This is a genomic window from Streptomyces sp. NPDC091282 (assembly GCF_044757385.1).
In the GTDB taxonomy this organism is placed as follows: Bacteria; Actinomycetota; Actinomycetes; order Streptomycetales; family Streptomycetaceae; genus Streptomyces; species Streptomyces gramineus.
In genome coordinates, this window is sequence record NZ_JBIVUX010000001.1 from 1266603 (window position 1) to 1284989 (window position 18387).

Sequence of the window (18387 nt, forward strand, 5' to 3'; positions counted from 1 at the left end):
GGGGGTGCGGGGGGTGTACGGCCGTTCAGCGGGGGCGGGCGGGGGGGGGCTTGTCGCGCTGTCCCCCGCGCCCCTTCAGGGGCGCGGGGAACTGCGCGAGCGACCACGACGTACCCGCAGGGGCCGGACAGCCGAACGGACCCCCACGTGTGCCACCAAGCCACGAAGGGGTCCGCTCATTGGATCGCCGGGGACGCCCAACTCCCCGGCGTCGGCTGCCGTATCAGCCGGTGGCCGTCACCCCCCGGCCGGCAGCCCGCCTCGGAAGCACCGTCGGCCAGTGCGCGAGCGCGGCCGTCGCGGCGTACCAGGCCACCGCCCCCGCCGCCACGGCCACCCAGCCGCCCGCCTTGACCAGCGAGGAGCTGTCGGCGAAGTTCGCGACGGCCAGCAGCAGCATCGACAGGAACAGCAGCGCGTGCATGCCCTGTCCGAGCTGGTCGCCGCCCGCGAGGGTCAACGACAGGGCCACCAGGGCGAAGAGGAGCAGGAAGAGCCCGGCCGCGTTGGCCGAGGCGTTGGAGCCGGACGAGACGGCCCAGGTGAACCAGAGGGCCCCGAGGGCGACATAGCCCGTGCCGCTCACGGCGTCACGGTCACGGAAGGCCAGCAGGCCGACGAGGAAGAGGGCGACTCCGCCCACGTAGTGGGCGACTGACACGGCGTCGGACGTGGTGACGTCGTCGATCACGCCGGTGGTGCCGATGCCGAACGCCAACAGGGTGATCCCCAGGGCGAGTCGGCCGGCCACGGTAGTGGTTCCGCTTCCCGCAGGAACGTCGTTGTCCACGGCGGGCTCCCTTCATGCTCTGTGCAGTTGTGCGCGGTGACCGATATATGCCCTTCACAAGGGCACAAACACCTCTACGCACGAGTAATCTGCGCGCGGCACAAAGGGAGTCGGGCCGTACCCACGGCGCATCTCACCTGGGAGAACGGGGAGTCACGGAATGACAACGACGGGCCGCTTGGCCCGCTTGGCGAGTCTGCCCGCGACGGAGCCGAAGATCCGCCCGACGATCCCGTGGGTCGACCCCACGACGATCGCGTCGGCCTCGTACTCCCGCCCCACCTCTTCGAGTTCGTGGCAGATGTCGCCGCCGCGCTCGACGAGGATCCAGGGCACCTCGGACAGGTAGTCGGCGCAGGCGAGTTCGAGACCGAGCACCTCGGTGCGGTGGTCCGGCACGTCGACGAAGACGGGTGGCTCGCAGCCGGCCCACACGGTGGTCGGCAGTCGGTTGGCGACATGGACGATGATCAGCCCTGCGCGGGAGCGGTGTGCCATCCCGACCGCATAGGCGAGGGCGCGCTCACTGGAGGTGGAGCCGTCGAAACCGACGACCACTCCGTGCTGGAAGGCGGGATCGCAGGAAGGGCGTGCCTCTTCCGCCGCCAGCGCGTCGGCCGCCGTGGGGTCGGCGACCGGCCGCTTGCGGTCCGCTGGATCGAAGAATTCGTGACCGGCCATGGCTGTCTCGGCGTTGTGATCCTTTGTGGAGGGGACGACAGTGTGCGGCGGAGCTGTGTCCGGGAAACATCTTCCCAACCCCTTACCCCCAAGGGTACGGCGGCACGCCTCCTCGGCCCAGATCCCGCGCACTCTCCGTAGGGGACGTCCCGCGGAGTCCGTCGGGGTTCCAGGGAGCATGCACGAGCCGCGCCCGTAACGCAATGGTTGCTGCCCCGTACAGGCGGTTTGCACAGGATTCGGACAGCGGCGGGGCGTACCCACGGTGACCGACCGCTCGAACCCGCGTTGAACCCGGCGGCGGCACCGCCGGGAGCCGGCGGGAGCCACGCCAGGGAGAGCAGGGAGTCACCCGCATGTCCGGACCGCGCCCGAAACCCGAGCCGCACTCCGCCCAGGACGCCGCGAGCGACGTCGTCCGCTGGGCCGCGTTCTCCTGCGTCCTCGTCCCCGTGGTGCTCCTCTGGTACGGCACCTCGCCGGCCGCCGCCGCGGGCACCACCGTCGGCCTGACCGCCGTCACCGTCGCCTGCCGGTACCTGCTGCGCCGCTCGGAGCGCCCCCTTCCGCCCGGGACGGAGCCGCACAGGGAGCCGGGAACACCGCACCGCGCGCCCCGCCGGGCGCCGCACCGGGCCCCCCGGCAGGCGGCCCGGGGAGGCGGACGTCACACTAGGAGCGGTACACCGGTCGACTGACCGGTTTCCGCGCACGGGAACGCTTCTTTTCAGCCAACTTCCCGCCCCTGTGCAAGAGGGGTCCCGACCACCCCCCAACCCCCGTTCCACCTGCACGGAAAGGGTCCCGGGGACCCCGCGCACCCTACGCGGTTTGGCCACTGCCACGAGGCGCACTTCCCTGCACGGCCCGTGAGTGCAACGCTTCGTGATCGAATGCTTCACGCCAAGTTGTCATGTCGACAATCTGCGGCGTGTCGAACTGGTCAACGCGACATCGTGGAAACCAGTAGATTCGATCTTGACGTCTTACGGCGGGGGACTCGTGCAGGACCGAGGGGAAACGTGCAGGAGCGACACAACCGAGGAGCCGCGACCACCGAGGGGGGCTTAGCAGTATGAGCCACGACTCCACTGCCGCGCCGGAAGCCGCGGCCCGGAAACTCTCCGGGCGACGCCGCAAGGAGATCGTCGCGGTGCTGCTGTTCAGCGGCGGCCCCATCTTCGAGAGTTCCATACCGCTGTCGGTGTTCGGGATAGACCGCCAGGACGCCGGCGTACCGCGCTACCGACTGCTGGTGTGCGGAGGCGAGGAAGGCCCGCTGCGGACCACAGGGGGCCTGGAACTCACCGCGCCACATGGCCTGGAGGCGATCTCACGCGCCGGCACGGTCGTCGTACCGGCCTGGCGCTCCATCACCGCGCCACCGCCCGAAGAGGCACTGGACGCGCTGCGCCGCGCCCACGAGGAAGGTGCCCGCATCGTCGGGCTGTGCACCGGCGCGTTCGTACTGGCCGCCGCCGGGCTGCTGGACGGCCGGCCGGCCACCACCCACTGGATGTACGCGCCGACGCTGGCCAAGCGCTATCCGTCGGTCCACGTCGACCCGCGCGAACTCTTCGTGGACGACGGCGACGTCCTGACGTCCGCCGGCACGGCGGCCGGAATCGATCTCTGTCTCCACATCGTGCGGACGGACCACGGCAACGAGGCGGCCGGCGCGCTCGCCCGCCGCCTGGTGGTACCGCCGCGCCGCTCGGGCGGTCAGGAGCGCTACCTCGACAGGTCTTTACCAGAGGAGATCGGCGCCGACCCGCTCGCCGAGGTCGTCGCCTGGGCGCTGGAGCACCTCCACGAGCAGTTCGACGTGGAGACCCTGGCGGCACGCGCGTACATGAGCCGCCGGACCTTCGACCGCCGGTTCCGCTCGCTGACGGGCAGCGCCCCGCTCCAGTGGCTGATCACGCAGCGGGTCCTCCAGGCGCAGCGCCTCCTGGAGACGTCCGACTACTCGGTGGACGAGGTGGCGGGCCGCTGCGGCTTCCGCTCCCCCGTCGCCCTGCGCGGTCACTTCCGGCGCCAGCTGGGCTCGTCCCCGGCGGCGTACCGGGCCGCGTACCGGGCCAGGCGTCCGCAGGCCGAGCGCGCCGACACGCCGGAACCGGCACCGCTGCCGCCGACGGGCCCGCTGACCGTGCAGTACCCCGAGGGAGTACTGCCGATGCAGACCCGCAGGACCGCGGCGGTGGGCCTGTCGGCCAGCCTCCCCGGACCGCGCACCGGCAGCTGATCCGCGCCTCCGCCCACCCGGTCCCGCCGGGTGGGCGGTCGCCGTTTCGCGGGGCCCGCCGCGCGATCTCCCGCACAAGGTCACCGCACGGTCGGTTCAGCTCACAGCGGCGCGCCGTAAGGTTAGACACATGAACGATCGCATGGTGTGGATCGACTGCGAGATGACCGGCCTCTCGCTGTCCGACGACGCGCTCATCGAGGTGGCCGCACTGGTCACCGACTCCGAGCTGAACGTGCTCGGCGAGGGCGTGGACATCGTCATCCGTCCGCCGGCCAAGGCACTGGAGACGATGCCGGAGGTGGTGCGCCAGATGCACACCTCGTCCGGCCTGCTCGACGAGCTGGCCGGCGGCACGACGCTCGCCGAGGCCGAGGAGCAGGTCCTGGCCTACGTCCGGGAGCACGTCAAGGAGCCCGGCAAGGCCCCGCTGTGCGGCAACTCCGTCGGCACCGACCGCGGCTTCCTGTCCCGGGACATGCCGGACCTGGAGGGATACCTCCACTACCGGATCGTCGACGTCTCCAGCGTCAAGGAGCTGGCCCGGCGCTGGTACCCGCGGGCGTACTTCAACAGCCCGGAGAAGAACGGCAACCACCGCGCCCTCGCCGACATCCGCGAGTCGATCGCGGAACTGCGCTACTACCGGGAGGCCGTCTTCGTACCGCAGCCCGGCCCGGACTCGGACACCGCGCGGACGATCGCGGCCAAGCACGTCCTGCCTGCGGAGTAGGCGTCCGGGAGGCCCCGGCGGGTGCTCCCGTAAAGCCGTGCGCGAGCACCCCTTCGGACCCTGTACACTTTTTCTCGGCCGGTCGGAGAAACCACAGAATGACCGCCGGTCATGGTGGGTGTAGCTCAGCTGGTAGAGCACCTGGTTGTGGTCCAGGATGTCGCGGGTTCGAGTCCCGTCACTCACCCTTTATGTAGAGGCCGGTGATCTGCGGAAACGCAGATCACCGGCCTCTATCGTCTCTTCTGTGGGTCACACCGGTGGCCACACGGGATCTTGAGGACCGTCGTCGCCTACCGGAAGGGGAAGCCGGAGGAGGCCGCGGTGGCACCGCCCCAGGAATCCCCGGAGCCGGCCGCCGCGAAGGACGACTCCCCCGAGGTCCTGGAAGCCCTGCGGAAGGTCGCGGAGCCCCACGCCCACCTCTCCGCCGTCGCCAAGGCGCTGGGGACCGACACCGCCCACGTGCGGGAGGTCCTCACCCAGGCCGGTGTCCCCATTACCGACGTGCGGATGAAGGGCCGGGGCGTGAGCACGGGCGTGAAGGCCGCCGACATCCCCCTTCCGAGCCCCTCCCCCGAGGGCCCCGGACCTGTTGTTGGTCCTGGTCAGGCCAACAACAACGACACCGAGCTGACCGTGACTCGCCTCCCGGGCGGGGCCCAGATCATCTCGGTTTCCGACCCCGACAACCCTGCCCGGACCCACGTACGGGTCATCGGGCCGATCGGACAGTGAGGCGCCCATGGAGTACTGCGGCAAGTGCGGCTGGTGGACCAAACCCGGCTGCGGGCACTAACCCGACGACCGGATCAGCCGCGCGGTTGATCCTCCGTCCGGCAGGATCTTCCCTATGGACGCAACCGTAGCGGCAGGTTGGATAGGTGGTCTTGCGGCACTAGGAGGTGCCGTGATCGGCGCCTGGATCGGAGGAAGTACCTCACTCAAGGCCACTAAGATCACACTCCAGGCCGAGAACGACCGTCTACGCGAAGAGCGATTGGCCGAGCAAGAACGCCAAGCGATATCCAACGCCATGACGCACCTATACGCCCTGAGGACAATCTCGCGCGACTGGTATCAGAGCGACGACGAGAGGCAGCAGGCGCTAGAGGCCCAAGTAGCCGAACATCTAGGGCAAATTGGGATGGCCGTACTCCTAATCCGCGATCCCATCGCGCGCGAGCGTATGGACAACGCTACCTACATGGTGCGCGTCTGGCACCACGCCGACACGAAGCGGGGGGAGTGGGTTTGGATCACCTTCACAGCCGCCTTCGCGCTTGCCCTGCTAAGCACCTACGCCCGAGGCGAATCAGGGGTTCCGGAGATGAAAGGTGAGGCACTACGTGCCTACCGGCTACGTGTGCAGGATCTGGAAGAGCGAGGCGCAACCGAGAGGCTCGCGGTTCTGAAGAAGCTCATGGCCTCCGGCAGCAACGTCGTAGGTCCTGGAACTGCCTGACGTCGGCTGAACGTGGTTCTGGGATGGGCCTATGGGTACGTCCCGACGTACTCTTGGCGTCGGCCAACATGGACTTGACGGGATTAGCCCCACGAGGGCCGGTCCCGTCGGCATGATGACCGGCATGCAACCAGAAGTGCTTTCGGGCCTGATCGGCTTCGGCGGCGCCGTCGTCGGTGGTGCGACGTCCCTCGGCGGCGTGTGGCTGACGCTGTCCCACCAGACGAGGGAAGCGCAGAAGGCCCGTCTCCAGGACATCGGCCAGGCAGCAGCCGACAAGGCCCTGAACGAGCTGATCGCGCTCACCGAGTTCCTGGGGTCGGTCACGGGCGAAGTAGCCACGATGCGTATGGACGAGAGCGCGTCGTACCTGGACACCGTGTTCGGCCACGTGCAGAACATCGACAGGGCCGTGGCCCGCATCCCGGACCGAAAGCTTCGTGAGCGCGTGCGGGACCTCATGATCGTCATGCGGAAGTACAGGGCTGCCGGTGTCCGGCACTTCTTCGCGGTGAGCTGGCTCGCGGAGCTGACAGGCGAGCTGACCGAACTTCTGTCGGCCTACATCCTCTCCGAGCCCCTTCCGCCACTCTCCCAACGGACGGAGTCGAAGCGGCAAAGGGCCATCCAGCACGAACTGGCCCAGCGGCGCCGCTTCGAGCAGTTGCACGACCCCGACCCTGCCAACGTCGACCCGGGTGAAGAGGAGGCCATGCGCCACTCCGCCCCGTCATGACGCCCGTCAGAGAGAGTGCTTGCAATTTGAATCAAGGCGACCGCATACTTCGTGTCAGCAGGACACGTACGTGCTCGTGCAGGCCCCGACGCCACTGGCGGACCGGGGCCTTTCGCATGTCCGGGAGGGCTTCAGTGGAGGACGAACTCTGGCTGACGGCCCGGGAGGCCGCCGAGCTGACGGGCGTCAGCATCGTGACGGTCTACTCGTGGGTCCGCCGAGGACACCTGAAAGTCGAAGGCCTCGATCACCGAGGCCAGAAGCTCTTCCGCCATCTGTCCGTCGCCCAGGCCGAGAAGGCCACCAGAGCGAGGGCCAAGCGCGTGCTGGTGTCCTCCGCCTAGAGCTGCTTCGCGCTCTCCACGCCCAGGTTGACGGCCTCGATGAAGAACATCCTGTACAACCCGTTCAGGTGTTCCAGGGTGTCACCGAAATTCAGACCGACGTAATCCCGCCACGCCTTTAGCGCTGTTTCCAGCGCGCCGGTGACAACCGCGACGGCCATCATGACGGTGGCCGCCTCGCCCACCAGGTCATCTTCAGAGCCCTCGGCCAGCATTCGCGCGCGGTTCGTCATCCATGGGCGCCCGTGTGCGGCCCCCGAGAGGATCCGGTAGGGCGCTGGCAGGTGAGCCGGCATGGCCTTGGCCTCTTCGGTGATGTTGATGTCCAGACCGGAATTCTCGCCGTCGACCTCGTAACCGATCAGCCGGCCTTGCGCGTTGGTTCGCTCCACAGCCCCAACGTCACGGAGTGCCGTCAGCACGTAGTCCCTGGTCTTGGCGATCTCTGCCTCCTGAGCCGGCCCGAATGCCTTCGCCGCCTTCTCCATGTGTTCGACGTCGGTCCGCCAGAGGCCAGCACAGCGTGCCAGCCGCTTGGCAGTAGAGATGTCCGGATCAATCAGGTAGTGCAGGAATAGGCAATTCTCCATCACGGCCCTGCTCAGCGTCAGCGGCGACCAGACTGGCGGCGGCTGCATGACCACATCCTGTTCGAGAGCCCTCACATGATCGAGAGCGTTGGACCATGACAATTGGGCCAGGTCGAAGATCATGCCGAGCATTGACCGACGGGCTTCGCGTATCGGCTCAGGCTGCGCATCGATAGCCGCCGCGTCTCGCCTGAACGGCGCGTCCGGGCCACCGACCTCATCGGGAAAGGCATTCGCGGCCAACTCCCGCAGGTCCTTGAGCGCCGCAGCAGCAGCCTGCGCGAACGGCTCGCTGACGGGCACGGTAAACGTGATGGGAATGCCGTCTTCGGCCTCAGCCTGGTCTGTCATGCCTGGATCGTAGGCCGTATGACGAGCGTCAGGAACTCGCTGACTCCGACTGCTGGTGCGGGACCGTCCCGTTGGTGCGTGGCTCCGGAAGGACCTCGATCGTCTTCAGGACGCCGCCCAGCTCGGGGAGCTTCGCCGCGGAGAACTTGAGAATCAGCGCGGCTTGGAGATGAGCCCGGAGGGCCGGATCGTCCACGTCCTCCAGGAGCTTGATGGCCTGACCCGCATCCCGCTCGACCTTCATGTCCTGTCGGAGCGACTGGGTCTGGGACTCCATGTGCTTCAGCGCCAAGTCCGCACGCCGGTGGAACAGGGTGCCGATGACCGTCATCACGAGACCGGCCACGCTCGCCGTGACGGAGGCGTACTGGTCTCCGTCACTGTTGGCCCTGAGGATCGCCGTGCCAGCGCCGGAGATCAGGACGAGCCCGCCCAGGATCGAGCAGGACAGACTGACGCTGAAACTCCGGCGGGCCTGGGTAAGTCCATAGGCGTAGTACTCGATCAGGAGCTTGGCGAACCTGGTCTCCGGGGTCGGTTCAGCCCTTTCGACGCCAGTCGGCTCAGCTCCGTCGGGCCCGAGCACTTCTTGTTTCAGCCGGACACGCTCTTGATCGACATCCTTGGTGAGTCTCCGTTGCTCGCGAGAGGCCTGATAGACAGCGACGAGCAGGCCTACAACTGCCGCTCCAAATCCCACAATCGTTGCAAAATCGCTTACCGACGTATCGACCTTCACTCCTCCAAGATGACATAGCTGACGCCCGTCAGCGCCTGACCGGTCACCCGTCACCACACGCACGTGAGGGGGTGAGCCGGCCGCACCCCTGGAGCATGTCATGCAGATGACCCCTGAGCAGCTCGTCGAGGAGTACCGGGACACCGTCCTGGAGTTGCACCTCACCCGGCGCCGCATGGCCGTCCTGGAGGCCGAGAACGAGGCCCTCAGGGCCCAGCTCGGCCCCGAGGTGGAGCACGGCCACAGCCGCTCTTACGACGAGGACGGCGGCCACTCGCACGGCTCCTGACCTAGCTCCCGGCCCCGGGAGTTCCTGGGGGTGGTTCGCCCTGGGGCCGGGTCTTTTTAAATTCCATCGCCCTGTACTACAGGTGGCGGTTACCGTCCATCCATGAACGATTCGCTCTCTTCTGAGAGCTTCTATCAGGGCGCCAAGAGGGCCGCCCACAGAGCCATGGACGACCATGGACGCCCGGATTACGAGGACTTCGCGCTCCACGCCGGTATAGCCGTCGAGAAGCTCGCCAAGGCGGTCCTCGCTGCGAAGAACCCGGTCTACGTCGCGGAGATCCGCAACAACAGCGCGGACATGACGATGTACCTCGGCGGGCACCTCCAGTTGGACGAGGAGAAGGTCCGCACGGTCGGGGCCACAGAAGCCCTTGCCCGTCTCCGTAAGATCGGGGTGCTCCAGAAGGACGACCAGCTCGATCTGCTGATCGCCATGCGCAACGGGGCGGCTCATGCCGCACCGGACAGCGCGCTGGCCAAGGGGATGATCTCTCCTCTCGCCGGGACCATCGAGACTCTCCTCAGCGATCTCGGCAAGCCGCTGGACGAGTTCTGGGAGCGGTGGACAGACCCGCTCAAGAACGCGGTGAACGAGCAGGAAGATCAGGTCTTCCGGGACGTACAGCTCCGAATCACTCAGGCTCGGCACGCGTTCGAGGACCGGTTCGTGGGTCTTCCGGCGGAGGTCAAGGAGCGGGCTCTCAAAGCGCCTCAGCCGTCCAGCGCAGAGTGGTTCGCCCAGCCCATGGATTTCCTCGTGAACGGGGAGATCGCGTTGAGGGCCTCGGGCGGCGAGTGTCCCGCTTGTGGCGGGCAGGGCCTCCTCACCTTCACACCGGCCAAGGAGTCGGCGAGCGGTCGTGCTTTCACCCCGACCCGTTTCGGCTGCTATCTATGCAACTTCGAGGTGATCGGACCCGAAGAGATGGCCGCCTTGCGGAAGGCCAACACTCCGCTGAATACGACCGGAGTGACCGAAGTGTTTCTCTCGCACGGGCCCACGCTCACCCCGGAGGAAGCCATCGCGAAGTTCAAGGCCATGAAACCCTGATCTGCCCAGAAGGCCCCGGCTCTCAGAGTCGGGGCCTTTCGCATGCCCAGCTAGGAGGTCCTCTTGCTGATCCCCGAGCTGCTGAGACTCGCCGTGCCGGAGGACTCCGGCCCCGACGTCGGGAAGCTGCTGGGCCAGTTCGTCCAGTACGGCATCGTCGGCGAGGTGGTCGTCCTCCTGATGATCGGCATCATCGTGCCGAGGTACGTGATGACGGGCCTCACGGCCGACAGGGACCGGTGGCGCGACGCGTTCGAGAAGGAGCGGGACGCCCACCAGCTCACCCGCCAGCAGCTCGCCAAGGCCGAGGAGCGCGGGGACGTCGCGGTCGAGCAGGGCAAGACCCTGACCCATCTACTCGAAGAACTCGGCCACCGTCCCGCCCTGCCCGGGAGCGCGTGACATGCGGCTCTTCACCCGACGTACCAAGGTGTCTCCCGAGGCGGAGACCGCGATGAGGGCCGCCGAGAAGTCCCTCCAGCAGGCTCAGGCCCACTACCCCGAGGTCGAGGCCAAGCTCACCGAGAGCCGCCGGGTGAAGGAGCAGCTCAGAGCACACAACCGGGCCAACCAGTACAGCGACTGGATCGAGGCGGTCGTCCTGGGCCGGCTGTCCGACGGCTGACACAAGGAGGCCTGATGCTCTACTCCCTCGCCCTGTACGTCCTCCTGGGCGTCGGCCTGGCCGCCTCGGCCGGGTTCCTCGTCCTGCACCACCCCCGGCACCCGTTCCGGATCACCGAGGTCAACTCCTCGGGCTGGGTCGTCATCATCGGCCTGATCTACGCCCGGTCGCTCCTGCTGCTGGGAATCCGCGGTGGTGGACCCACCGGGCCCTGGTGGGACACCGTCCTGTCCCTCGGCCTCCTGACGGCCACCACGGCCCTGCTCCTGATCCGGTTCGTCTCCTACCTCCGGTACCTCCGGGCTCATCCCGAGGACCCACCCACGGCCGACTGAGCCCTCCCCCAAGCCGCCCCCTCCGGCCCCTTCCCCCCTGCCGGAGGGGCTTCTTCATGCCCGCCAGACCCCTGAGGAGCACCCATGAAGCTCGTGACCAAAACCCAGCTCGGATGGCCCGCCTCGGCCGCTCCGACCCAGACCTCCACAAAGGGCGTGAAGGTCCACTACGAGGGGACCGAGGTCTCCACCAAGCTCCTCACGGACCATGCCGCGTGCATCGCGGAATGGCAGGCCATACGTAAGAGCCACCTGGCCAACCAGAAGGAGCACTACGCCGATATCGCGTACAACTACGGCGCCTGTCCCCACGGCTACCTCCTGGAGGGCCGGGGCATCGGCAAGCGCACCGGCTCCAACGGCAACCAGCCACTGAACGTGGCGCACTACGCCATCATCGGCCTGGTCGGAGACGAGGGCCTCACGAAGCCCACGGACGCCATGCTGGGCGGGATCCGGGACGGCATCGAGCTGCTGTGCCAGCACGGTGCGGGCAACGAGATCAAGGGCCACCGCGACGGCTACGCCACCGAGTGCCCCGGTGCGGAGCTGTATGCGTGGGTGCAGGAGGGCGCTCCTCGCCCCAAGGGCACTGAGCCGGCCGCCCCTGCGAAGACATACGAGCCCTTCCCCGGGGCCGCCTGGTTCTCCGTGGGCCGGAAGTCCCCGATCGTGGCGCGCATGCACGACCGCCTGGTGGCGGAGGGATGCGACCGGTACAAGAGCAGCACGAACAAGGACACCATCGGCTCCGGCGACAAGGCCTCGTACGAGGCGTTCCAGCGCAAGCTGGGCTTCACAGGCTCGGCGGCCACCTGGCCTCCTGGTCCCACTTCCTGGGCAGAGCTGAAGGTCCCGAAGGTCTGATTCACATAGTGTGCCCCGTGGTGTCTCTCTGGCGGGAACACCCCCCTCTCGGCTCCGGCCGCGAGGGGGCTTTTTGTCGTTCCGACGGTGGTCTCGTGAGCGCCCATGCGCTATTGACCGCGAGGGCCCGATGGGTGACCGTCGTAGAAGTCTGTAGAAGCCAGAAGATTCGGAGAGAGCCATGACGTTACGGTTCATCGCTAAGGACCCGAACACGAACGGGGACAACTGCCCGACCATCTGGGTCGATGAGGAAACGAAGGACCTCATCATCCAGGGCTGGAAGGCCGACGAGGCGACGGAGCGCGAGTGCCTGGAGACGGGAGGCATCCCCGACACCGAAGCAGTCGTCCGGCTCCCCGCCCGCATGGTGGCCGCGATCAGGGAGGCGTGCGATGCCGCAGACGGTGCCGCCGTTCGCTGATCTGCTCGCCAACTGCCGTCACAGCGCTGTCCACTTGGAGACCCACGACGTCTACGGGGTCGAGAACGAGGACGAGGACTTCGCTGCCTGGCGAGCCGGCCAGCGGCACACGCCTGAGAACCGGGACGAGTGGTGGAATGACTTCCACACCACCGTGGCCGAGGCCGTGGAGCGGGGCGTGAAGGTCCGCCGGGCCCGGATCGTCTCCGAGCCGCTCTCGGAGTACATACGGTACGAGCACGCGTCCACGTTCCAGAACGTCCTGGCCGGGGAGGAGGTCCGGTGGCTTCCGCGCCGGTTGGCCTCGGATCTGCTGATCCCGGGCAACGACCTCTGGCTCTTCGACCAAAAACTGGTCCGCTTCGGCCTCTTCTCCGGTGACGGGGCCTTCGTGGGCCACACTCTCAGCGACGACCCCACCCTGATCAAGAGTGTCTCCGAGGCGTTCGAGACCATCTGGAACAGAGCCCTCCCGCACGACAGCTACTGCACCTGAGCGAGGAATGACCGAGTCACCGACAGCCGCCGTACAGGCTGCCCGACGCCAGCTCGCCGCCCGCCTGCGGGAGATCCGCAAAGAGGCAGGTCTGACGGCAACCGAGCTTGCGCGGCGGCTGGACTGGTACCCCTCCAAGGTCTCCCGCATCGAGCACGCCCGGACCCCACCGGCCATCGCCGACATCCGCGTCTGGTGTGCGGCGTGCGGAGCCGAGAGCGCGGCGAACGACCTCGTGGCCTCCGCCCAGTCCGCCGACTCGATGTACATGGAGTGGCGCCGGGTGCAGCGCACCGGTCTGCGGCACCTCCAGGAGTCCCGCGTCGAGCTGTACGAGCGCACGCGGCAGTTCCGGATCTACTGCTCCACCGTGGTCCCCGGGCTCCTCCAGACGCCCTCGTACGCCACCGCGCTGCTCAACTCGATCTCCCGCTTCCACCGGACACCGAACGACGTGGAGGAGGCGGTGGAGGCCCGGATGCGCCGCTCCCGGGTGCTGTTCATCAACGGCAACCGGTTCTCCGTCCTGGTGGAGGAGTCCGTCCTCCGCTACCAGATTGGCGACTCGGAGACCATGGCGGGCCAACTGGGCTACCTGCTCACTCTGATGTCTCTGCCGTCGGTGAGCCTCGGCGTGATCCCCTTCTCCGCTCCACGGCCGCTCTGGACCCTGGAAACCTTCAACGTCTTCGACGACGCCCGGGTCCATGTCGAACTGCTCTCAGCGGCCGTCAAGATCACCGCTCCGGGTGAGGTCGAGCAGTACGTCAGGGCCTCCAAGGAGATGGCCGAGATGGCCGTGTACGGCAGTACCGCGCGGGATCTGATCACCGGAGCCATTGCTCATCTTGGGTAGTCACCGTAGAAAAGCATAGAAAATTGTGGAGACACCGTCTTCGCCTTCCCTAGGGTCGCAGCACCGCTTGCTGCCGGGTCATCTCGCGCCTCTGGAACGGTTTGTGACGCACGGCCGGGCGGCATCCCTGAACGCTCGACAGCGGACGAGGTCCAGATGATCGTGTCAGCGAAGCCGCACCCGACGGGGCACCCCGGATACTCCGAGACGCTTCCAGGCCTGGAGGAGAGCGCCGAGGTCGCCCGGAGGCTCGTACGGACGGCCCTGGCCGTCTGGCACCTGGAGGAGCTGTCGGACCCCGGGATACTCCTCGTCACCGAACTGGTGGCCAACGCGGTCAAGCACACCAACACGCGATACGTCCGGGTCATCGTTTCCCGGCCCAGCCCGCGGTTCGTCCGGATCGGCGTGGTCGACAAGGCCCGCTTGATGCCGGAGATGGCCAAGCCGGGAGACGACCTCCTCACCAGCGGCCGGGGGCTTCTCCTGGTCGACGCCCTCGCCGAACGCTGGGGGACCGACCTGTACCGCTGGGGCAAGCAGGTCTGGGCCGAGCTGATCTGTGAGCCGGCCGCGTGACCGACGAGTACCGGGAGGCGTACAAGGTCCTCTACGCCTACGTCCTGGAGTGCCCGGACTGCCCGGAGAACTGCGCCGACGCAGCCACCCTGCACAAAACCCTGAGGGAGGCCCGGTGACCAGGTGCATCCACGGCGACCATGAGTTTCCGATCGAGGACGCAACCGGGGCCTACTGCCCGAAGCACGGCGTGACTCTGCTGTGGACCTCCGCGCACTTCGACTGGGAGGACCTGCTGTCCGAGCCGGGCCTCCCCCACAACGCCCAGGAGCCGGCTCCGGACAATGCTCCACAGGGCTCGTGAGGTGAGCAGAGCTCCGGTCGTCTTCGGACTGCTGGGGCTCTCCTTTTGATCAGACCTCATCCTCGAAGACGAAGTCCTCGTCGTCGAAGTCCTCGATCTCCGGGTCCTCCCCATTGGCGTAGGTGATCGGCTCCGGATCCCAGTGTCGGTACTCCCAGCGCGCGTGAGTGGTGATCTGCTCAATGCTGTCCGCTGGCATCTCGGCACGAGCCGCCTTCATGGCGGCGATGACCACCTCGCCGTACGTGTTCTCCAGGCGGCTGGAACGGGTCACCTTCTCGTTGACCTCGATCTCCAGTTTGATCGTCAGCACCTTCTTGACGCCCACGGGCCCCTCCCTCGTCAGTGGAGGACTAGTCTGCTCAGCCACGCGATCGGGCCGCTAGTGTTCTCGGAAGTCGGTCTTCGGCATTGAGCAGGTGGCCGAGACGGTGTGGACGCGGCCACACGCGTGGCCACACTGACGACATCCACGGCAACCGAACACTCATCGAAACGCACCAGCATGTCTTGGTGAGCGAGGATCCCAAGGTCAAGCCTCTTCCAAGGATTGGGTTCGAGTCCCGTCACTCACCCTTGAGGAAAAGGCCCCTGGCCCGCGGAGACGCGGGCCAGGGGCCTTTTCGTGCAATTCCGGTGCCGCCCGAGGCAGTTCGGCGCGGGCGGCCTTCCGCACCGTGGCGCACCGGTGCGCCGGCCGGGTTCAGCAGGGGCTGCGCCAGCGGCCCAGGGCGAGCCTCTTGCGCATGGAGTCGAGGCCGAGGCGCTTGGCGAGCGGGCAGAACGTGCTCTCGGGCACGTGGTATTCCACGTGGAAGACGGCCTTGCCCGCTGCTACGAAGGGGCTCAGCGCCTGGCATTCGTGGTACTCCGCGCACTGCTCGTTGACCGCGAAATCGTAGTCGCCGACCAGGTCGGGAATCTGTTCCAGGTCGTTCTTGAGACCGACCGCCAGGCCCCGTTCGTGGGCCAGGTCGGCGATCATGCGGTTGTACGCGAGCTGGTCGGCGGCGGTCAGCGGGAAACCGGTGTCGTTGCTGTAGGCGTCCGCGAGGTCGGGCTCGACGGCGTCGAAGCCCTTCGCCCGGCACATGTCGAACCGTGCGGCCATGAGGGGGCGGAGCAGCGAGCGGCGGCGGATGTCGAGCCAGCGCTCGCCGCGCCAGCCGTCGGAGCGGCCGAGGACGGACGCGGGGAAGGCGGCGCGGTCGGGACGGAAGGACTCCCAGGCGCCGGCGTTGATGTAGCAGATGACCTTGCGGCCGCTCCTGTGCAGGCGGCTCACGACCTCCGCGCTGTTCGTGAAGCCGTCGATGTCGTAGACGGGGACGTCCACGCCGGTGTCGACGCGGCCGCTGAGCTGCCACTGCCAGGCTGTGCCGGGGCGTGGCTGCCAGCGTGTCGCCGGACGTCCGTCCCGGGCCCGGTCCGAGGGCCGGTCCGGGACGGTGGCGCACCCGGCGAGCAGTCCCGCGAGCAGCGCCGCGACCAGCGGGAACAGGGCCGGCAGCCGGAGCGGCCGACGGATCGTGCACCTCATGTGACTCCCGTCCTCACGGCAGGGGGCAGGGCGGCCCAGGGGTTCGCGCCCGTGCCCGGCACCGCGCAGTGGACGCCGGCACGGCGGTTGCGCGCGGTGCGGGCGGCGAGATCACACAGGCCGTCGGGGACGCCGTGGATCAGATGGCAGAAGCTCTCCGGCGGGTGCGCCTCGGTCCAGGACGGCGCGCCGGAGGTGAGATAGGTGTGCCAGTCTCCTTCGAAGGTGACCAGCAGATCGGCGACGGAGGCGTAACCGGGGTCGGGATGGACGCCCGGGTTGAGGACCACGGTGGCGGCGCCGTCGTCGCGGGCCGCGTCGGCCAGCGCACGGTAGTACGGCAGCAGGCCGGCGTCGGCGCCGGCCTGGTCGAGGAAGACGCCGTCGGTTCCGTACCAGGCGGTGTGGCGGCGCAGCTCGTGCAGCACCGTCGGGTGCGGGCGGGTGCCGTAGGCGGTGTCGAGGTAGCCGAGCACGCGGACGCCCGCCGCGCGCAGCGCCCCTGCGGCGGCGGCGAAGGCCGGGTCGCGGGTCGCGCCGGGGCCGTCGGCGACGTTGAGGACGACGCCGTACAGCCGCGACGGGACCCGCGTCAGGGCCTGCCACGCCGCCGGGTCCACAGCGGGGTGGACGTACAGCGGGACCAGCAGCCGGCCGTGTGTCATGCCGGGTGCGGGATCGCGGGGGTGCCGGTGCGTGAGGTCCACAGGTCGGCGAGCGAGGTGGCGAGGGGCCGCTCGGGGTGCCAGCCCAGCGCCGAGGCGGCGGCCGTGATGTCCGCCTGCTGCCAGGAGACGGCCGACGAGCGCTCCGAACCGGCGCCGTTCTCGTCGATCCGGCCGCGGAATCCGCTGACCCGGCTCAGGCCTTCCGCGACCGTGCGGACCTGGGTGGCGCTGCCGCCCGCGATGTTGAGGATCCGGGGCAGCGGACCGGGTGCGGTGGTGGCGAGGACGGCGGCACGGGCCACGTCCCGCGCGTCGACGAAGTCGCGGTAGGCGGACAGGTCACCGACCCGCACCGTGCCGTCGGGCCCGGCGCGCAGCAGTTCGTCGGCGAGCCGGCCGGGCAGGCTGGTGCCGGGCGAGCCCGGCCCGAGCGGGTTGAACACCCGCAGGACGACCGCGTCCAGCGCGGCCTCGGCGACGGTCAGCGACCCCGCCAGCTTGGTGGCCCCGTAGGCGCCCTGCGGGCAGGTTGCCGAGTCCTCGGCGAGCGACCGCCCGGTGGTGGTCCCGTACTCGCCGGCGGACCCGAGGTGCACCAGGCGGACCGGGAGGCCGGCCGCGGTCAGGGCCTCGCAGAGGACGGCGGGGCCCCGGGCGTTGGTCTCGGCCAGCAGCAGCGGGCCGCCTCCGACGGCGCCGGCGCAGTTGACGACGGCGTCCGGGGCCAGCGCGCGCAGCCCGGCGGCGAGCTCGGGGACGGTGGCGGTGGCGAGGTCGACCCGCAGGTCGGCGCCCGGGGAGCGGCCGGCGCGGAGCACCCGGACGCCGGTCAGGGCGCGCAGGTGTTCCGTGATGTGCAGGCCCAGGAATCCGGTGGAGCCGAGGACGAGGACGCGCATCGGGTCAGGCCCCCTTCAGCAGCAGGTCGCGGTGGGTGGTGAACTCGGCGTTGGCCCGGTCGTAGTCGTCCGGGCGGCCGATGTCCAGCCAGTAGCCCTCGAACTCGTGGGCGGCCGGCGGGGTGCCGTCGCGGAGCAGGTCGAGGACGAGTTCGTCGAAGCCGAGCGGCAGGCCGGGGGTGTAGCCGTCGAGGGTGGACCGGGAGAGCCCGTAGACGCCCATGGAGACCCGGTAGTCCAGGGTCGGCTTCTCGGTGAAGGCGACGACCTGCGCGCTGTCGGTGGTCAGGACACCGAAGTCGATCCTGACCTTGCGGCAGTAGGTGGCGATGGTCAGCGGGGCGCCGCCGGCCTGGTGGCCGCGCAGGACGGCGCGGAAGTCCAGGTCGGTGAGGATGTCGCCGTTCATGACGAGGAAGTGCTCCGGCAGCCGGTCGAGCATGGTCAGCAGCGGGCCCATGGTGCCCAGCGGGCTGTCCTCGGTCGAGTAGTCGACGCGCATGCCCCACTGGGAGCCGTCGCCGACGTAGGCGCGGATGATGTGGCCGAGGTGGCCGATGGCGATGGTGCAGCTGGTGAATCCGGAGTTGGCGAGCTGCCGCATCACGATCTCCAGGATCGCGTGCTGGTCGCCGATGGGGACGAGCGGCTTGGGCAGCGCGGTGGTGTAGGGGCGCAGCCGGACACCCTTGCCTCCGGCCAGAATGACTGCGTGCATGGCGGACTCCGTGGTGGGTCGGTCGGTGGTCGACGGGGGCGGCCGGCGACCGGGACG

At 68.6% G+C, this 18387-nt stretch carries 28 protein-coding genes and 1 tRNA gene; 20 read left to right on the forward strand and 9 right to left on the reverse strand.

The window, feature by feature from the left end:
• Positions 1-223: 223 nt before the first annotated feature.
• Together ACIQOE_RS05725 and ACIQOE_RS05730 are read right to left on the reverse strand one after the other, a co-directional pair.
• Positions 224-790 carry a GPR1/FUN34/YaaH family transporter gene (locus ACIQOE_RS05725; protein ID WP_351323074.1) on the reverse strand — a complete coding sequence of 189 codons (567 nt, stop codon included), beginning with the start codon at positions 788-790 and terminating at the stop codon, positions 224-226.
• Positions 791-943: 153 nt separating this feature from the next.
• Complete coding sequence (locus tag ACIQOE_RS05730) at positions 944-1471, reverse strand: universal stress protein (protein WP_351323073.1); 528 nt, start codon at positions 1469-1471, stop codon at positions 944-946.
• A gap of 356 nt (positions 1472-1827) precedes the next feature.
• Between ACIQOE_RS05730 and ACIQOE_RS05735 the strand changes: the two genes are divergently transcribed.
• From ACIQOE_RS05735 to ACIQOE_RS05770, 8 genes are all read left to right on the forward strand, one after another.
• Positions 1828-2169: a hypothetical protein gene (locus ACIQOE_RS05735; RefSeq protein WP_365563658.1), complete on the forward strand. Its 342-nt coding sequence runs from the start codon at positions 1828-1830 to the stop codon at positions 2167-2169.
• Positions 2170-2546: 377 nt separating this feature from the next.
• Positions 2547-3719: a helix-turn-helix domain-containing protein gene (locus ACIQOE_RS05740; RefSeq protein WP_351323071.1), complete on the forward strand. Its 1173-nt coding sequence runs from the start codon at positions 2547-2549 to the stop codon at positions 3717-3719.
• A 130-nt stretch (positions 3720-3849) separates the two neighbouring features.
• Positions 3850-4452, forward strand: coding sequence for an oligoribonuclease (gene orn, locus ACIQOE_RS05745; RefSeq protein WP_351323070.1), 603 nt, complete (start codon positions 3850-3852; stop codon positions 4450-4452).
• A 114-nt stretch (positions 4453-4566) separates the two neighbouring features.
• Positions 4567-4639, forward strand: a tRNA-His gene (locus ACIQOE_RS05750).
• Positions 4640-4776: 137 nt separating this feature from the next.
• Positions 4777-5190: a hypothetical protein gene (locus ACIQOE_RS05755; protein ID WP_401409802.1), complete on the forward strand. Its 414-nt coding sequence runs from the start codon at positions 4777-4779 to the stop codon at positions 5188-5190.
• 115 nt (positions 5191-5305) lie between these two features.
• Positions 5306-5917 carry a hypothetical protein gene (locus tag ACIQOE_RS05760; protein WP_401409804.1) on the forward strand — a complete coding sequence of 204 codons (612 nt, stop codon included), beginning with the start codon at positions 5306-5308 and terminating at the stop codon, positions 5915-5917.
• A gap of 124 nt (positions 5918-6041) precedes the next feature.
• Positions 6042-6653 carry a hypothetical protein gene (locus tag ACIQOE_RS05765; protein WP_401409806.1) on the forward strand — a complete coding sequence of 204 codons (612 nt, stop codon included), beginning with the start codon at positions 6042-6044 and terminating at the stop codon, positions 6651-6653.
• A gap of 134 nt (positions 6654-6787) precedes the next feature.
• Entirely contained in the window at positions 6788-6997 is a 210-nt protein-coding gene (locus tag ACIQOE_RS05770) for a helix-turn-helix domain-containing protein (protein WP_401409808.1), read from the forward strand.
• On the opposite strand, the gene ACIQOE_RS05775 is transcribed toward ACIQOE_RS05770, so the two are convergent.
• Positions 6994-7938 carry a hypothetical protein gene (locus ACIQOE_RS05775; RefSeq protein ID WP_401409810.1) on the reverse strand — a complete coding sequence of 315 codons (945 nt, stop codon included), beginning with the start codon at positions 7936-7938 and terminating at the stop codon, positions 6994-6996. The two genes, ACIQOE_RS05770 and ACIQOE_RS05775, sit on opposite strands and share 4 nt — an antisense overlap.
• A gap of 28 nt (positions 7939-7966) precedes the next feature.
• Positions 7967-8677 carry a hypothetical protein gene (locus tag ACIQOE_RS05780; RefSeq protein ID WP_401409812.1) on the reverse strand — a complete coding sequence of 237 codons (711 nt, stop codon included), beginning with the start codon at positions 8675-8677 and terminating at the stop codon, positions 7967-7969.
• A gap of 100 nt (positions 8678-8777) precedes the next feature.
• Between ACIQOE_RS05780 and ACIQOE_RS05785 the strand changes: the two genes are divergently transcribed.
• The 12 genes from ACIQOE_RS05785 to ACIQOE_RS05840 all read left to right on the forward strand — a co-directional run bounded on the left by ACIQOE_RS05785 (position 8778) and on the right by ACIQOE_RS05840 (position 14505).
• The gene (locus ACIQOE_RS05785) at positions 8778-8966 is read left to right on the forward strand and encodes a hypothetical protein (protein WP_401409814.1); all 189 of its coding nucleotides are present in this window, start codon (positions 8778-8780) and stop codon (positions 8964-8966) included.
• A gap of 102 nt (positions 8967-9068) precedes the next feature.
• Entirely contained in the window at positions 9069-10019 is a 951-nt protein-coding gene (locus ACIQOE_RS05790) for a hypothetical protein (RefSeq protein WP_401409816.1), read from the forward strand.
• A gap of 63 nt (positions 10020-10082) precedes the next feature.
• A complete protein-coding gene (locus ACIQOE_RS05795) occupies positions 10083-10421 on the forward strand; it encodes a hypothetical protein (protein ID WP_401409818.1) in 339 nt (112 codons plus the stop codon).
• A gap of 1 nt (position 10422) precedes the next feature.
• A complete protein-coding gene (locus ACIQOE_RS05800; RefSeq protein ID WP_401409820.1) occupies positions 10423-10644 on the forward strand; it encodes a hypothetical protein in 222 nt (73 codons plus the stop codon).
• 14 nt (positions 10645-10658) lie between these two features.
• Complete coding sequence (locus ACIQOE_RS05805) at positions 10659-10979, forward strand: hypothetical protein (protein WP_401409822.1); 321 nt, start codon at positions 10659-10661, stop codon at positions 10977-10979.
• A gap of 84 nt (positions 10980-11063) precedes the next feature.
• Positions 11064-11846: a peptidoglycan-binding protein gene (locus ACIQOE_RS05810; protein WP_401409824.1), complete on the forward strand. Its 783-nt coding sequence runs from the start codon at positions 11064-11066 to the stop codon at positions 11844-11846.
• Between the two features lie 181 nt (positions 11847-12027).
• Positions 12028-12270, forward strand: a complete 243-nt coding sequence (locus ACIQOE_RS05815; protein WP_401409826.1) for a hypothetical protein — start codon at positions 12028-12030, stop codon at positions 12268-12270.
• The gene (locus ACIQOE_RS05820) at positions 12242-12766 is read left to right on the forward strand and encodes a DUF6879 family protein (RefSeq protein ID WP_401409828.1); all 525 of its coding nucleotides are present in this window, start codon (positions 12242-12244) and stop codon (positions 12764-12766) included. Before ACIQOE_RS05815 ends, ACIQOE_RS05820 begins: the two co-directional genes overlap by 29 nt.
• A 7-nt stretch (positions 12767-12773) precedes the next feature.
• Positions 12774-13622: a helix-turn-helix domain-containing protein gene (locus tag ACIQOE_RS05825; protein WP_401409830.1), complete on the forward strand. Its 849-nt coding sequence runs from the start codon at positions 12774-12776 to the stop codon at positions 13620-13622.
• A 156-nt stretch (positions 13623-13778) separates the two neighbouring features.
• Entirely contained in the window at positions 13779-14201 is a 423-nt protein-coding gene (locus ACIQOE_RS05830; protein ID WP_401409832.1) for an ATP-binding protein, read from the forward strand.
• Positions 14198-14320: a hypothetical protein gene (locus ACIQOE_RS05835; RefSeq protein ID WP_401409834.1), complete on the forward strand. Its 123-nt coding sequence runs from the start codon at positions 14198-14200 to the stop codon at positions 14318-14320. The genes ACIQOE_RS05830 and ACIQOE_RS05835 overlap by 4 nt, the downstream gene beginning before the upstream one ends.
• Positions 14317-14505: a hypothetical protein gene (locus tag ACIQOE_RS05840; RefSeq protein WP_401409836.1), complete on the forward strand. Its 189-nt coding sequence runs from the start codon at positions 14317-14319 to the stop codon at positions 14503-14505. The genes ACIQOE_RS05835 and ACIQOE_RS05840 overlap by 4 nt, the downstream gene beginning before the upstream one ends.
• Positions 14506-14554: 49 nt before the next feature.
• Here ACIQOE_RS05840 and ACIQOE_RS05845 read toward each other — a convergent pair whose 3' ends face one another.
• The 5 genes from ACIQOE_RS05845 to ACIQOE_RS05865 form a co-directional block, all read right to left on the reverse strand.
• On the reverse strand, positions 14555-14833 hold the full coding sequence (locus tag ACIQOE_RS05845; protein ID WP_388718412.1) for a hypothetical protein: 279 nt from the start codon (positions 14831-14833) through the stop codon (positions 14555-14557).
• Between the two features lie 375 nt (positions 14834-15208).
• Positions 15209-16045, reverse strand: coding sequence for an endo alpha-1,4 polygalactosaminidase (locus ACIQOE_RS05850; RefSeq protein ID WP_401409838.1), 837 nt, complete (start codon positions 16043-16045; stop codon positions 15209-15211).
• Positions 16042-16710, reverse strand: coding sequence for a spherulation-specific family 4 protein (locus tag ACIQOE_RS05855; protein ID WP_365572078.1), 669 nt, complete (start codon positions 16708-16710; stop codon positions 16042-16044). Before ACIQOE_RS05855 ends, ACIQOE_RS05850 begins: the two co-directional genes overlap by 4 nt.
• Positions 16707-17612 (reverse strand): NAD-dependent epimerase/dehydratase family protein, encoded by a 906-nt coding sequence (locus tag ACIQOE_RS05860; protein WP_401409841.1) that lies wholly within the window; start codon positions 17610-17612, stop codon positions 16707-16709. The genes ACIQOE_RS05855 and ACIQOE_RS05860 overlap by 4 nt, the downstream gene beginning before the upstream one ends.
• A 4-nt stretch (positions 17613-17616) precedes the next feature.
• Positions 17617-18330 carry a nucleotidyltransferase family protein gene (locus ACIQOE_RS05865; RefSeq protein WP_351323066.1) on the reverse strand — a complete coding sequence of 238 codons (714 nt, stop codon included), beginning with the start codon at positions 18328-18330 and terminating at the stop codon, positions 17617-17619.
• Between the last annotated feature and the right edge of the window lie 57 nt (positions 18331-18387).